The following is a 15359-nucleotide window of genomic DNA, read 5'->3' as shown; positions in this document are numbered from 1 at the left end:
TTTTATGGATTCCGCCGGTGCAATTCGTTCCAAATAATTTCATAGACATCGATCGCCTTAATGTCTTGATAGTCTACTGGCTGTTCGGTGATCAATATCGGATGGTATTGGTCGTCGATGGCCGTGCTTCCATGAGAGCCTTGGATTAATGTTGCATCTAACGGAACGATGTCCAGTACATATCTAAACCCTAGTTTCTTCCGCAACAGTTTATAGCCTGCCCGAAGTTTCGAAGTCATAAATACTTCCACAGGGTCATAACCCGGTTTTTTATGGATGTCAACACAGCGCGCGTAGTCAGGGGCTACAGCATCATCCAGCCAGAAGTAATAGGTAAACCAATAATCTGGATCAGCCATAATAACAAGATCGCCTGACCGCTCATGATCAATATGGTACTCTTTCTGAGCCGTTTTATCCAAGATAAGGTTAATTCCAGGAGTATCTTCCAGAATTTTCTGGACTTTCTGCCGAACTGAGTCGTCGTTAATATATACGTGAGCTATTTGATGGTCTGCGATCACAAAAGCCTTCGACTCGCCCATGTCCATAAGTTCCAAACCTCTTTCAACTCTTATATTAAGTAGCCCCGCTTTTCTAAATTGGCGGTTCAAATGAATAGGTTTATTGGAAGGACAAATGCCATATTCAGACAATAAGATAATATTGGCATTTTTTTGTTCGTAAAATTCTACTAAGTCTTTGACAACGGAATCTATTTCATTTAGCTCTTTTGAGATTTTTGAAAGATCTGGCCCAAATTTCTGTTGGCAGTAGTCAAGATGAGGTAAATAGATAAGGGTGAGGGTAGGGTCGTATTTATCATCGGTGATCTTGGAAGCATCTGCGATCCAACGGGTCGATTCAATATTAGCACCAGCACCCCAAAATTTAAACAGTGGAAACTGTCCGAGCCTATCTTGCAGCTCATCCCGTAGCGAAGAAGGTTTCGCATAACAATCAGGTATTTTTCGACCATCCGCCAAATAATTAGGGCGAGGTGTACAGGTGTAATCAGCTGTAGAGTACATATTGTACCACCAAAACATTTGAGATACCGTAAAAGTCGGATCTTCACGTTTTGCTCGATCCCAAATATTTTCAGCTTGCACTAGTTTGTTCGATTGCTTCCAGAATTTTTGTTCGTTATCCGTCCGATCATACCATCCGTTTCCTACTATACCGTGTTCGCTTGGCCATTTTCCAGTTAAATAAGTTGACTGGACAGAAGTTGTTACCGCAGGTAACATGGGCTTGATAGTCCGAAGGTTTTTCCGTTTGCTGTAGTCTTTTAAAAAAGGTGTATGTTCACTTATCACCGACGAAGAAAGTCCTACTATATCAATAACAACTGTTTTATTCATCATGTTTTTATTTCATAAGTTCGTCTCGTACCCATTGTAATTCTCGAATAATCGACTCGTCCAGCGGCAGTTTTAATGTTTCGGGTAATACACTCCAAGTATAGGTTTCTACTTCAATATGAGGGGTGCGCTGCTTCTCTTTGTGAAGGTCGAGAACCTCTAAGATGTCTTCTTGAGTAGACTGTAAAAGCTCATAGTCAGCCAAAAATACCGGCACATGAAAATGTGCTCGCCATTCCGTAGTGCCTTTATTGTTGTCGTCCGCTATTGCTTCAGGTAAATCCCTATATCTTAATTTAACTCCATCCTTTGTATTAGCAATAACTTGGTGTAGGTACGTGGATTCATCAAATTCGGAGAATGCTTGAATTATTTCTTTTCTTGTATCCCCATCCTCGGGAAGTTTAGCTTTGAGTGCAGCACTGATCTGGAACTTCCCAATCTGGATGTTTTCTTTTTCAAGCTTCAATATCATTTCTTTATGGTCTTCATACCCTAAAGCAAAATGACATACGTCATAACATAATCTGACGTGATCTTTAATCAAGCTGTCAGCCTCATCTTCGCCTAACTTAAATTTGTCTTTAAAATGTTTTCGCCCGAGAGGGATCAGATAGTTATTATACCAGTCTAAAAACTCGTCGCCAGTCTCTAATAATCCATCCGGTTCCGGTTCAATATCGATGTGTAATGTTTTGTTACTAACAGATTTAACACGATATAACTGCTCAGCTACCTCAACGATGTTTCGCGTTGCGGTCTGCATAGCATTTTCACGTTCAGTAGGTGTTGAGAACCAGTGTCTATAGCTTAGCGGCGATGTTGATATTCCCCCGTCCATTCCTTCAGGAAGAAGTTTGACTAAAATACCAATCAGCCTCAATGTATAAAAAAGCCGGTCAGTGCTGGTCCAATCAGGCGTGTGAACGTTTTCTTTAACCTTTTCACGGTGGAACTCCCCGTAAGGAAATCCATTCATCGTGAAGACATACATGTCATTTTCTTCCAGCCATTTTTTAAATTGTTCGAAGTTCTCTTCACTCTGAAGTTCTTGACTGGCAAGATTTGAAACACGTAGTCCAATGCCAAAAGCCTGTTTGGGCGATAGCTTTTCTTTGATGCGCGGCAAGTTCGATTTCAATGCTTCGAAATGTTCGCTCCAGCTATCGCCGGCGTGAATATTTGTGCAATAGCTTAGATGGACAGAGTCTATTAACATGACATGTGTTGTTTTTGTTCATTTTGAGATTCATGTACATCTTTTAAAAACCGAGATGCTTTTATGATTACAGCTGGATCTAGTTCATGAACTTCATATCCAGTGCCAATTGTTTTTAAAAGCATGATGGTCAACCTTCCGCCTAAGTGTTCTCTAAACTCATTTAGACCTTTAAAGATAGGATCATCTATGCTGTTTAAATTCATATACCTGTGGGTTAAGGGTAAGCCAATTGCTTTCAATAAGTTGACTACACGGTTTGTCTCCGTGTCTGATAGACTTCCAATGAGATTTGAGTAGACTGTATCGAGCGCGATTCCCATAGCGACCGCTTCACCATGCAGTACTTCGAAATTAGTTAGCTGTTCTAGCTTATGCGCACTCCAATGACCGAAGTCAAGCGGTCGGGAAGAACCAAATTCGAAAGGATCACCACCTGCGATATGTTCCATATGAAGTTCCGCACAGCGCTTGATCATGTATTGCATGCTTAGCTTATCTCGCTTAGCCAGCAATCCCGCGTTTTTCTCTAGCCAATCGAAAAAACCTGCATCTTTGATAAGCGCTACCTTAATCGCTTCAGAAATACCCGCTTTCCAGTCCCTATCACTCAGCGTAGTTAAAAAGTGATAATCGTTGAATACCGCGAATGGGGGTACAAAAGTCCCTAGAAAATTCTTTTTTCCCTGATAGTTAATTCCATTTTTAACACCAACCCCCGAATCATCTTGTGCCAGTACGGTTGTTGCAATACGAATTAATTTTATACCCCGATGAGCAATCGCAGCGGCATACCCTGTCAGGTCTAATACCGAACCACCACCGATACCGGCAATATACGAGTGTCGATCGACCCCATGTCTGTTTACTGCATCAATAATGAGGTCTAAATATCGTTCCTCATTTTTAGCTACTTCACCACCGGCCACGATTATTTTTTCAGCAATTAAGTTGATAAAGGGAAGATCTTTAAAATAGAAATCTATTTGCTCATTAAGTTGTGGGAAATGAGCTATAATGTTTTCATCAATAACAAATAAAATCTTTCTCGTTGTGCCTTCTTCGTGAACACTTTTTAGTAAATCTCTGAATAAGTAGTTCTTTTCATTAAAAAGAAATTCAGTAAAAAATACTTTATAACTAAAATGAACACTAAAGTCTTGTTGTATATAATCCATAACGTTTTTTAACATTTATTAGGTTACCGCGAATATTTTAGATAACCATAGCGAGAATGGTAAGAGGGCAACTATTACCAGTGCCAACAACCACTGACCTCCTGCCGCAGCCCATGCTCCATTCATTAAAATAAGGGCTATTACACCCGCTTTTACCGATTTGCCTATCGCGGGGCCGGTAGGCAATTGTATAGCTTTCAATAGCGGTCGATATATCATAAACGCAAAACCAAGTAGGAATGGTATAGCAACGAGCTGTTTCTGTTGATTCCACGCGAACCACAAAATCATCAAAATAACCAAACCATATAATAAAGCAGCAGAGTATAATGGTTTTCGACTACTGCCGTGAACTTCGCCGCGACTGATCATTGTTATTGCCGATATATAAATTATTGGTACGATAGCGATGTACCATAAGTCAAATACCATTGCCGGAAGTATGCTTACCCCGAGCAGCAAGTTTAATCCCCGACACAATCCCATATTGGGCGGTCCCAACAGAGAATGATGCTTCCCCCAACGATTATAAGTGAGAGCTGCAATGCTGGTCAGTATAGCCAAAACAAATGCTGTCGTGTTAACAAGGAGAGCAGCGATAATACCTATGAGCAGAAGTACTATACCTAAACCTGTGGCCTCGCCAATTGAGATTTTACCGCTCGGAATAACCCGTTCGGGTCTTTCAACCATGTCAATCTTATAATCAAAAACATCATTAAAGACAATACCACCACCATAGAGCCCAATTGTAGAGATGCATAGCAACAGTATTTCCATAGGAGCTGACGTTGTCGTCATCATCGACAGGATTCCCGAAATTGCAATTCCTGCTAGAACATCGGCAATTGCCGTAACGATGTTAGCTGGTCTCATTAAGAGCAGATAGGCGTGTATTCGTTTCAAGATGGATATTCTACTTGATTATGATCGATGACTTATCCGGACGCGGTTGCTGTCCGCCCCTTAAAATGGTATTTCCTTCAAATTTTTGACTCTGATCAATGGCGCCTTCCGTAAGGAAATCGCTTTCATCGAGCTGCCCACTTTTGGCGAAGGCAGCGATTGCATTTTTGTAGGTAACTAGTTTAATGTCTTCTTCGGACACACCCATTGCCTTCATCAATGCAGCCGTCTTGGGCACAGCTAAGGGGTCACTGATACCCCAATCTGCTGCCGAGTTTATCATGATTCTTTCAGCGCCATATTGTTTCACGATTTCGACCATACGTTCATTACCCATTTTCGTAAACGGATAAATCGTAAATGCAGCCCAAAACCCTCTATCAAGAACTTCTTTGACTGTTTCTTCGTTGTTATGATCGATAATTACAAAGGACGGATCAACTCCATGTTCGATAGCGATATCCATACTACGTGTTGTCCCCTGTTTTTTATCACGGTGCGGAGTGTGTACCTGTACAGGAAGTTCTGCTTCTTTTGCCAGTTCCAATTGCTCTCGGTAAAAGCGATCCTCGGCCGGAGTTTGGTCATCGAAGCCGATTTCTCCGATCCCGACAACTCCTTCTTTGTAGATAAAGGACGGAAGTAGCTCCATTACCTGCTCCGCCAATTCGATATTGTTTGCTTCGCGAGAGTTTAAGCCGATGGTGCAATAATGCTTTATCCCAAATTGAGATGAACGGAAGCGTTCCCATCCAATTAAACTGCTGTAATAATCCTTAAAACTCGATAAGCCGGTTCTGGGTTGCCCAAGCCAAAACGCGGGTTCTATGATTCCTACAATTCCAGCATCAAACATTGCTTGATAATCGTCGGTTGTTCGCGACGATACGTGGATATGCGGATCAAAAAAGCGCATTCCTTTAATATCATTTAAGTTAAGTGGCGTACGCTCGCCAAAGTTCTTTCTATCTTCCCCTACGGAGTGGCTACTACACATGATCTATTTTTATTTTAAGTATCTAGAATTTGTTTTCAGTTTGTTTCTCTTGTATAAGATTGACTATCTCCCATAACTGAGGGTTAATTTCTCTATCTGCAGAACGTCGTTCATCTGCATAATCTCGTAATGCTTTAACTAACTTTTCATTGACACGTTTCTTCAGGCCAACAATCCGACTGATTTCTTTTTCTGTAAAGAATGCCTTAAGAACCAGTTGATTCCATGCATCTTCATCTAGATAGTCAGCAGGGTAGGGATTGTCCATAATTACCGCGTCTAACACATCGCCTATGTTACTTCGAATACCTTCAGCGCATTGACTCCGCCAGTGTTCTGCATAAGCAAGAATCGGAAGTGCAGCATATAGTGTTGCCAACTCGTTCATGTCGGCGTTATTGAATAGGCTTTGTATTTGTTCTGTGTATTGTTTTTGGTTTGTCGGATTCACTTGCATTAGCAGCCAAACTCTAACAAGGCGACGTACAGACCAATGCGAGACTGATAAGTTAGGGATAACATCTTCAATATTTTTTGCTGTCTGCTCGTCTACTTGTAAAGGATCTTTTTTTACCTTTCTAGCTATCAATGAAAATGCAACCGGTAACTTACTAAAAGAATCTCTTCCTTTAACAGCTTCTGACTTTTCCTCAAGCCAGTCTAATGTGGTTTCATTCACGTTTTCCTGTATCAGTGAAAAAAACAATTGACTTAACCTATTGAAATCGTATTTGTACATTTTTAATAGTATTAACTGCCTGATTTTTAGGCGTAGATATAATTAAGAGCTAATGCTCCCGTGATGATCAGCAGGCCGAAAAACTCACGTGTTTTTTCAATATAAGGTTTCGTCGCCTGCATACTTTCGACAATACTTTGTCTTTTATATTTCGTGAACCAATCCCATACACCATCTTTTGAGAAGAAAAGGAAGATTGCATACACAAAGTAAAAACCCATGACAAATAAATAAACGGAAGGGTAGGTTCGGTCAAATACGACAAGACCACACAGAACCGCAGCAATAACATAGATTCCCACCCATAACCAAGAGTCCTTATCATTTAAATTAAAATACGCGAAGAGTAAAAAACTCAAAAAGAAAATGATATTCAGAATTGTCAAAAACATACACTCAAATATACTAAATATTAACTTTAGTTAAATAGGACGCCAATATAATAATTAAACACATCTACTTCGATAAGATCTTTCTCAGCGTCTTGTAAAATTATTTCAGAGAATTTTTGATTAAGGTTGAAAAACTGATATTCACCTCCTTTAACCTTGATTTTTACAGGCATTGAGAAATCCTCAACTTCAGCAATCCACCGACCATACAATTTACCTTCATCCCATTGAAGTTCCAGCGTGGGAATACCCGTATGTTGTAGATATTGAGAAAAAATAGACTTCATGTTGATGCCGGATTTAGTAGATATGTATTTTTCAATATCCTCGTAATCAACTGTTTTATGATAAAATTCCTTGTTTAATCCTCGTAAGATCTGCCTCCACTTTTCGTCGTCGTCAATTATCGTACGTAACATGTTCAGAAATACACCGCCTTTTACATACATATCGCCAGAACCTTCTTTATTTACTCCATAAGGACCTTGTAAGGGGCGATCGTTTTGTATTCCTTTTCGGTTGCCGTGTATATACTCCAGACCAGCCTGTTTACCGAAAACATAGTCAATATAGAGGGCCTCCGAGTAATTAGTAAATGCCTCGTGGATCCACATATCGCCAAGGTCTTTTGCAGTAATATTGTTACCAAACCATTCATGCCCACTTTCGTGAATTATGATAAAATCCCATTTCAAACCCCAACCCGTGCCAGACATGTCCCGACCTAAGTAGCCGTTTTGATATTTATTCCCATATGTGACCGCGCTTTGATGCTCCATTCCCAAATAGGGCGCGTCGATTAGTTTGTAGCTGTCTTCGTAAAAGGGATAGGGACCAAACCAATGTTCGAAAGCCTCCAACATCGGATTTACATTCTTCGGGAAATGTACTTTCGCTTTCTGTAGGTTTTCTTTCAGTACCCAATAAGTCAAATCCAATGGCCCCTCCTCACCGTTAAAGGTGTCCTCGAGTTTCACATAGTCGCCGATGTTTAGCGAAATCGAATAATTGTTAATCGGGTTGCTTACAAACCAATCGTATCGGATGTATCCATTTTTTAATTTTGTTTTGCCACGCAGACGTCCATTTGATACATTAACCAAGTCCTTTGGAACTGAAACACTAATCAGCAGGCTGTCTACTTCATCCCCCTGATGATCTTTGTTTGGCCACCAGCTGCTCGCCCCAAGACCCTGGTTAGCCGTGGATACCCAGGGTTTCCCATTGCTATCCCGGGTAAAAACAAAGCCTCCATCCCAGGGCGCTCTTTTTGCTATAATTGGATTTCCCGAATAGTGCACGCGAAAAGAATCAACGACCCCCTTTTTTATTTGAGATGGGAAATCTACAAAAACAGCGTTGAATTCTCTTGAAAAAGGTAGCTCTTTCCCTCTGTAGGTAACCTTTTCAACTTTCAGATTGTCGAACAAGTCGAACTGCAGACGATCAAAGTCTTGTGTCGCCTTGAATTTAAAAAGGTTAGATCCACTGATAAAGCGTTTGTCAATATCTACGCGAACATCCAGGTGATAATATTGAATATCATAAGCGGTTCGTAGCGGGCTTAGCGTGCCACGAAGCGAGTCGGCCCGTGTAAATTTGTTTGACGCATGAAGAAGTTGAGCATCACTTTGCAAAGGCAGAAGCAAAACCGATAAAAGGAGTAGATTTACGATCCATTTCATCTTTCAAAAATCGCAATTTAATTCGATTTTAAAAATTGCGGTCGCTTGTCGTAATCGGACTTTAATAGGGGCAATTGCTAACATCGTTAGATAGTCTTGCTTTTATTATGAAATGACAGAAAGCTTTTAAATGTTTGTCTCATTTTCAGTTTATAGGAGTAAATATGAAAATAAAACAAATATTTAAAACAACACTATATTTAAAAACTATGGCAAAATTTAAAATTCTTTTTGGACTTGTTATGGTAGGTCTTTTATCCGCGTGTTCCAACGAAACACCGGTCCCCGATAAGGAGGGACTGGATGATAAGGTTTTCGTTTCAATTAAGGTTGATGGTTTTGAGCAAGAACTCGTACCATTCCCCAAACCATCAACAGCCTCTGCTGAGAAGGGTATATTCTCAGCGACTCCCGGATCGGGAAGCGTTGATCTAAGAGATCATATCAATGTATTGGATATTTATGTGTATGCAGATGTGAATGCAGAACCTATTCATCACGAACGGCAATACGCGGATGATGAGCATTTTGGTACTTATGAAAAATATTTTGATCCAGAAGTCACAGGAAACAGAATATATATAGCCATGCACGGGGTTAAACTTGGAGAAGAAGAGTCGATAGAATGGACACAAATACAAAGTGCAAGCTCAATTGGTGTCCGAGTTTCGCCCAAAGTAAAAGAAGCATTTTCAGCTATGAAAATATTATCACTCAAAATCACCAATGAAGCAATCTCAAACATTAAATTGAGCCGTTATGTAGGGCGTCTAGATCTCAATTTAGAAGAAGGTATCACCGATCTTAAGGGTCATTTGGATATTACAATTGAAAACACAGCCAAATACTTCAACCCATTTTATAAAGATGGTTTCCATGAAACCAGAGGTGCTGACGATACTCCTTATCAAACCTTTTACAGAGTAACTGTATCCCCTGAGGATGTAGTAGATGGTGTCTTCAGCACATCGACGTATTTTATCCTCAAAGAGGAGATAGGAAGCACACCAGAGGCAGTTGTAGTTAAAATTGCCGCTTACGATGAATCGGGAGAGTTGGTTCGAGAGATAACCGTTCCGAATGTTCTTATTCAGAGTAACAAGGTTACTAAATTGAAAGGGACAATCTTCACCTTTCCTAATCTCATACAAGACGTGGGGTTGGACGATAAATGGGACGGTGAATTCCCTGAAGTGAAATTCTAATTGAGCTTATCCATAAACTGAAAAAATCAAAAAAGCACTGACTGGCAGTGCTTTTTTTGTGCTTAAACAAAAGGGTTTTTGTATTTCTAATATCATTATTCTATATTCGTTCCGCATCTTTTTTAAATAGCATTTTAACCCCATGAACTATTCCTATACAATTGCGAAAAGGATTTGCTCTTTTCTATTGCTCCTTTTTGTTGCATCCTGCGCGTCTGAAAATCAAGATGATCCGCTCAAAAAGCCTGAAGATAACCGTTTTACAAAAGTTATCCTATCAGATGATCTCAATGAGCCTATGGAACTTGCAGTGGCACCAGACGGGAAGGTGTTCTTTATAGAGCGCCATGGTCAGTTTTCGAAATATGACCCGAATGACGGACAAACTACCTTGATTCATACGTTCGCTTTGCTGCCCGAGGACCCGGACGAAGTGTATGGTAATGGACTTATGGGGTTAACACTTGACCCAAATTTTCAAAAAAATCGCTTTGTATATGTGTACTACACGCCAGACAAGCTACCAGCACGTCAAAGCCTTTCCCGTTTTGTGTTGAAAGAAAACGATGAGTTGGATCTTTCTTCTGAAACCGTTATCCTCGAAATACCAATCGAACGTGAAGTCAGTGCACATACCGGTGGTTCTTTAACATGGGATAAAGATGGGAATCTGTATCTTTCAACAGGCGACAATACCGTTCCCTTCGCTTCTGGGGGGTATGCGCCTATTGACGAGATTGAAGGGCGGATTACCTTCGACGCGCAACGGTCTTCGGGAAACACAAATGATTTACGTGGAAAGGTTTTAAGAATACATCCTGAAGCAGACGGTACTTATACGATTCCTAAAGGTAATCTTTTCCCTGAAGGGACAGAAGGAACAAGGCCTGAGATTTATGTGATGGGTACGAGAAATCCGTACCGTATTTCCGTAGATCAAGAAACATCTATCCTCTATTGGGGTGAAGTTGGTCCGGATGCTGGAAATGACGGTGATAATGGTCCACGTGGCTATGATGAAATTAACCAAGCAAAGCAGGCGGGTAACTATGGTTGGCCGTATTTCGTAGGCGATAGTAAGCCGTATCCTGATTATAATTTTGAGACTAAGGAGCTGGGCGAGTTGTTCAATGCTGAAAAACCGATCAATGAGTCGGTAAACAATACCGGTCTGCGGGAATTGCCGCCAGCGCAAAAGGCTTTGATCTGGTACCCTTATCAGCAATCAGCAGAATTCCCTCTCGTGGGCGAAGGAGGGAGAAATGCGATGGCCGGACCGGTTTATCATTTCGATGAGAACCTGGAGTCATCCGTTAAATTTCCTAAATATTACGACAAGGCGCTATTCATTTATGATTGGATGAGAAGTTGGGTCTTCGCCGTGCGTCTTGATGAAGATTATAATTTTGTGAGCATGGAGCGTTTCATGGAAACAAATGGCGATTTTAGAAGGCCAATGGATCTTGAAATGGGACCAGACGGGGCTTTTTATATGTTAGAATACGGCTCGGTTTATGGAATAGACAATGTTGATGCAAGACTAGTGCGCATCGAATATAATGGTGGGAACAGGGCGCCGGAATCGTATCCGACAGCTTCCGATACAGTGGGAATCGCGCCGCTTACCGTTAAATTTAGCGGTGAAAATAATTACGATCCCGATTCAGACGATGAGCACAGCTATCAATGGATTTTCGAAGGAACAGAAGTACAGTCTACGGAAGCTTCTCCGTTGTACACCTTTGAGCAACATGGAGTTTATCAGGTTAGGCAGATTGTCACCGACGCGGCTGGTGCTGAATCAACGGGGATTATAGAAATAAAAGTAGGCAACACCCTGCCAGAGGTTAATATTCAGACCAACGGCAATAGAAGCTTCTTCTTTGATGATAAAACTTTACCTTACGAAGTGAGTGTGAAAGATGCAGAAGACGAGGAGATTGCTGAAGATAGGGTTCATATTAGTTTTGCCTATGTGCCAATGGTGTCAAGGCAAGAAAACACACCGGGTCATCAGATGCCTGTACCCGTTCCTTTGGGTGAGAGTCTAATTCGAGAAAGCGATTGCCAGGCCTGTCATCAATGGACAGAAGAATCTGTAGGGCCAAATTTTGTTCAGATCGCTCAACGCTATGAGAACCAGGATGTCGTAGATCAACTAGCCGATAAAATCATCAAAGGTGGTAGTGGTAATTGGGGACAACACTATATGAACGGGCATCCTCAAGTATCAGAAAATGATGCGAAGGAAATGGTTCGTTACATACTATCCCTCGCTGGCCAAGCTGAACTGTTTGATTTGCCAATGAAAGGCTCGGTAGCATTGAATAAACATCAAGATCAAGGAAAAAGAGGACGCTACGTTCTGAAGGCTTCTTACACAGATGGAGGAGGGGCGATTGTTCCATTAACAGGAACGGACGCATTGGTATTACGATCAAATATGGTTGAGGCTGAGGATGCTGATGAGGTAGATCGCATAGGTCGAACCGACAAACAGTTGGGTAGCATTCATAACGGATCTTGGTTTATGTTGAAACAAATTGATTTGACGGGTATTAAGCAAATCAGCTACTTCTATTCTTCTTTGAATATTGATGCTACCTTAGAAGTTCGGGTGGGTTCACCAACGGGGGAAGTAATAAGCACCCTCGATTACAAGAATACGGGCGACTGGAGCAAATTCATAAAAGTAAGCACTCCGGTAAAAGATCCGGGTGGAATCAATGACCTGTATTTTGTTTTCAAAAAAGATCAAGAGCCGAACGAGCATATGTTTACGTTGGATTGGTTGACTTTTGATCGGTGATTGATTTAATCTTTTATCTTTGCAAAAAAAAACTATAAAGATTAAATGTTCTCTATATTCAATAAAAAGACAAGCTTTTCTATTGGTGAAATCCTGAAAACGGATATGCATTCGCATATCCTCCCAGGGATAGATGATGGAGCAGATCAAGTTGAGGATTCAATCGAGTTAATCGATGGCCTTATTCAGTTAGGCTACCAGAAATTGATTGCAACCCCTCACGTGATTAGTGATATACATCCTAATACGCCTGATAGTATCGAAAGTGCCTGGCAGCTTCTTCAGGCCGAACTAAACGAAAAAGGAGGATATACAATACCGATTAGTTTTGCAGCTGAATACATGTTGGATGAAAACTTTCCAGCCTTGGTAGAAGCAAAAAAGCTGCTGACTATGGGTAATAACATCGTTCTGATTGAAACAATGTTTATGGATACACCGCCTAATCTCGAAAATATTCTTTTTCAACTCCAGACTCACGGTTACCAACCATTGCTTGCACACCCTGAACGTTACCATTATGTAGATAAAAGCTTCTCAAGACTAGAGCCGTTTTTAGATAGACATTGTCTGTTGCAATGCAATGCCCTTTCGTTTATCGGATATTATGGAAAGAGGGAGCAAGAAATAGCTCTTCGCCTATTGGATGCTAAGATGATCGACTATATCGGCACGGATATGCATCATACACGTCACCTTAAGAATATGCAGCACTTTTCGGTTCCTTCAAAAGTTGCCACCCAACTAGAAGAAATCGAATACAAAAATCAACAATTATAATATATCCAGTAATTAGGTGATACCTAATAATATCGCTTAATTACCGGATATATTGCGATGACATGAAAGCTATTTTGATTTTAACGCTTCGGTAAGAGATTGAAGGGAAGCGATTAACTCTTCTAGACGCTTTTCCTGACGTTTATCACGCGTTGCTAAGCGTTTTTCGATAGCGTGTTCTTCTTTGATCGTCAGTTCTCGGACATGGTTCAATTTTGCTTGCGTACTCGCTGCTAGTTCGTCCAGAGCCTTTTGTAAAGCATGGTCTACATTGATGACGGCATCTGCCATGTATTTTTTTCGGGTCTCTATTTCCCTTAAATCTGAATGAAGTACCTCGATCATTTGCTTGTTCAATTCAATGTTGCTATCAACCGAATTAGAAATCCTTTCAAGCGCTGTAGATTGTTTTTCGCGGACTTCCAGATTGGTGTTTAGGGCCTTCATTCCTTCCACCAAGGCATTGGTCTGTTTGAGGTATTCGTGTAACTTGTCAAATTCCTTGCTACTGGTTCTTATCTCCTGAATAACCTTAATATTGTGTTCGCTTAACTCGCTCAGGTCCGTGCTCTTTAGTTCCTTCATGTAATCCGCCTGCTGCTGGAAAGCACTTTTCATCTCCTGAATAATTTGGTGAAAAGCTCCTGTACTTTTTTCAAAACGATTCGTAAATATTTCCATTTTGCTCTGCAGCGCATAGATACTCGACGTAATGTTGTGAGATAGCTGCTGATTCATTTCTTGGTTAATGAAATCATAGATAGCCATTTTCTGTTGTTCATTTTGAGCAGCGGCCTTTCGGTAAATAAACCCCCAGGATATGACACTGAGCAAAAAGCCGAAAATGCTGATCACCAAAGCAATTTTCAAAACCGAAAACAACGTCGTTAAAGTTTTCGTATCTAACGAGCTTACCGATGGTACACTTAAAAATGCGATGACTAAGATCACCAATGCCGCAACCAAGCCGATGTAGAGGGGTAGCGTTACATTATTTTTAATGTCTTTATCAAGCGCATCTGACTTTCGGTCAATCAATCCTTTCAATTGATTGAAGTCACCGATCAAACCACGGTTCTTTAGCAGATAATCATTTACTTGCGTAATTAGCGTCTTTTTGTCTTTCGACCAGTTCTTTGGCGCTTCAATTAATTTTACTTCGATATATCCCATCCTCTTATTTTTCTTCCGAGCGAATCAAATGTTCAAAGAAACTTTCTTCAGGAATTCGTTGTTCCGGACTTACTACATGTTTGTGTTTCTTTAGCAGCACCTCTTCTGAATCAAGGTTGTCTTGATCAGGAACAAACACTTTAACTGTTTTTAAATCCTTTACTGGAGGAACCAACCTTGTCAATGATTTGCTTTGACCCAGTGTTTTCAAAAAGAAATACAGCTGCATTCCCACCGCTATCAACCCAATTCCTATAACAATTGCAATCATCGTTGTTTTATTTATTGAAATTTACCTTATTAAGAGTACATGACTACGGCCTTTTGTCTTACAATCCAGCTGCCATTGGTTTTTTCCGCCAATCCCTTACGCAGGGTCACCACCTTTTTACTATCAGGCGTTACATCGTTTTCCTCATCGCACACGGGTTCGATATACGACTGTGAGAAGTTTAATGCATCACGCGTACCCTGCTCATCACTTTCAAATTCAAATTCTGCCTCTGATTCGTTCAAAGGTATAAAGTGATAGATGGAAACGGAAGGTAAGAAGCGCTCACTATACGAAGCGCTGTTAAAGCTCCCGTCTTTATTTGGGGTCGACATGTAAAAGTCTCTTAAGACTGGTTTTTCTTCTTTCGGCGCTTGCTTTTGCGGACTTTGATGGAGTAGGTTGATTGTATCTTGTGCCATCTTTTCCAATTCAGTTTGTAAGGCGAGCATCGTCTCTGTCAATTTCTTGATCTCATGGTCCTTCTTTGCCATGTCCAATTCCAAATCCTCCACTTTTTTTTCCAGTGGTTTGGCATATTTATTTTTCATCGCCTGTTGTGTCAAATAACCCTGGATGATAATCAGGAAGACAACAACGATGGCCGGTAATATCGTGGTTATAAAATCCATGTTCAGTTA

14 protein-coding genes are annotated in these 15359 nt (G+C 40.7%); 3 read left to right on the top strand and 11 right to left on the bottom strand.

The window, feature by feature from the left end; all coding sequences use genetic code 11:
• Positions 1 to 2: 2 nt before the first annotated feature.
• The 8 genes from D3P12_RS11445 to D3P12_RS11410 are packed head-to-tail and all read right to left on the bottom strand — an operon-like array spanning position 3 to position 8480.
• Positions 3 to 1367 carry an alkaline phosphatase family protein gene (locus D3P12_RS11445; RefSeq protein WP_245977438.1) on the bottom strand — a complete coding sequence of 455 codons (1365 nt, stop codon included), beginning with the start codon at positions 1365 to 1367 and terminating at the stop codon, positions 3 to 5.
• Between the two features lie 4 nt (positions 1368 to 1371).
• Positions 1372 to 2583: a metabolite traffic protein EboE gene (gene eboE, locus D3P12_RS11440; RefSeq protein ID WP_118195618.1), complete on the bottom strand. Its 1212-nt coding sequence runs from the start codon at positions 2581 to 2583 to the stop codon at positions 1372 to 1374.
• Positions 2577 to 3761, bottom strand: coding sequence for a 3-dehydroquinate synthase (locus D3P12_RS11435; protein ID WP_118197083.1), 1185 nt, complete (start codon positions 3759 to 3761; stop codon positions 2577 to 2579). Before D3P12_RS11435 ends, eboE begins: the two co-directional genes overlap by 7 nt.
• A gap of 18 nt (positions 3762 to 3779) precedes the next feature.
• Positions 3780 to 4667: a UbiA-like protein EboC gene (gene eboC / locus D3P12_RS11430; RefSeq protein ID WP_245977437.1), complete on the bottom strand. Its 888-nt coding sequence runs from the start codon at positions 4665 to 4667 to the stop codon at positions 3780 to 3782.
• A gap of 10 nt (positions 4668 to 4677) precedes the next feature.
• Positions 4678 to 5664 (bottom strand): TatD family hydrolase, encoded by a 987-nt coding sequence (locus D3P12_RS11425; protein WP_118195614.1) that lies wholly within the window; start codon positions 5662 to 5664, stop codon positions 4678 to 4680.
• Positions 5665 to 5686: 22 nt separating this feature from the next.
• Positions 5687 to 6403 carry an EboA domain-containing protein gene (locus tag D3P12_RS11420; RefSeq protein WP_118195612.1) on the bottom strand — a complete coding sequence of 239 codons (717 nt, stop codon included), beginning with the start codon at positions 6401 to 6403 and terminating at the stop codon, positions 5687 to 5689.
• A 26-nt stretch (positions 6404 to 6429) separates the two neighbouring features.
• A complete protein-coding gene (locus D3P12_RS11415; RefSeq protein ID WP_118195611.1) occupies positions 6430 to 6795 on the bottom strand; it encodes a transmembrane 220 family protein in 366 nt (121 codons plus the stop codon).
• Positions 6796 to 6821: 26 nt separating this feature from the next.
• Positions 6822 to 8480: a M1 family metallopeptidase gene (locus D3P12_RS11410; RefSeq protein ID WP_118195609.1), complete on the bottom strand. Its 1659-nt coding sequence runs from the start codon at positions 8478 to 8480 to the stop codon at positions 6822 to 6824.
• 209 nt (positions 8481 to 8689) lie between these two features.
• On the opposite strand from D3P12_RS11410, the gene D3P12_RS11405 reads away from it, so the two are divergent.
• The 3 genes from D3P12_RS11405 to D3P12_RS11395 all read left to right on the top strand — a co-directional run bounded on the left by D3P12_RS11405 (position 8690) and on the right by D3P12_RS11395 (position 13274).
• Positions 8690 to 9685 (top strand): hypothetical protein, encoded by a 996-nt coding sequence (locus D3P12_RS11405; protein ID WP_157970330.1) that lies wholly within the window; start codon positions 8690 to 8692, stop codon positions 9683 to 9685.
• 142 nt (positions 9686 to 9827) lie between these two features.
• Positions 9828 to 12494 carry a PQQ-dependent sugar dehydrogenase gene (locus tag D3P12_RS11400; protein ID WP_118195605.1) on the top strand — a complete coding sequence of 889 codons (2667 nt, stop codon included), beginning with the start codon at positions 9828 to 9830 and terminating at the stop codon, positions 12492 to 12494.
• A gap of 45 nt (positions 12495 to 12539) precedes the next feature.
• The gene (locus tag D3P12_RS11395; RefSeq protein ID WP_118195603.1) at positions 12540 to 13274 is read left to right on the top strand and encodes a tyrosine-protein phosphatase; all 735 of its coding nucleotides are present in this window, start codon (positions 12540 to 12542) and stop codon (positions 13272 to 13274) included.
• Between the two features lie 69 nt (positions 13275 to 13343).
• Here the strand turns inward: D3P12_RS11395 and D3P12_RS11390 are convergent, their stop codons facing one another.
• From D3P12_RS11390 to D3P12_RS11380, 3 genes are read right to left on the bottom strand one after another with little or no spacing between them, the layout of a single operon-like run.
• A complete protein-coding gene (locus D3P12_RS11390; RefSeq protein WP_118195601.1) occupies positions 13344 to 14447 on the bottom strand; it encodes a hypothetical protein in 1104 nt (367 codons plus the stop codon).
• A 4-nt stretch (positions 14448 to 14451) separates the two neighbouring features.
• Positions 14452 to 14718 (bottom strand): hypothetical protein, encoded by a 267-nt coding sequence (locus D3P12_RS11385; protein ID WP_118195599.1) that lies wholly within the window; start codon positions 14716 to 14718, stop codon positions 14452 to 14454.
• A 29-nt stretch (positions 14719 to 14747) separates the two neighbouring features.
• Entirely contained in the window at positions 14748 to 15350 is a 603-nt protein-coding gene (locus tag D3P12_RS11380; RefSeq protein ID WP_118195598.1) for a hypothetical protein, read from the bottom strand.
• Positions 15351 to 15359 lie beyond the last annotated feature (9 nt).

This window comes from Pedobacter indicus (genome assembly GCF_003449035.1).
GTDB lineage: Bacteria > Bacteroidota > Bacteroidia > Sphingobacteriales > Sphingobacteriaceae > Albibacterium > Albibacterium indicum.
The sequence above is the reverse complement of the archived record's forward strand: the minus strand, read 5'-3'. Positions and strand labels throughout refer to the sequence as shown.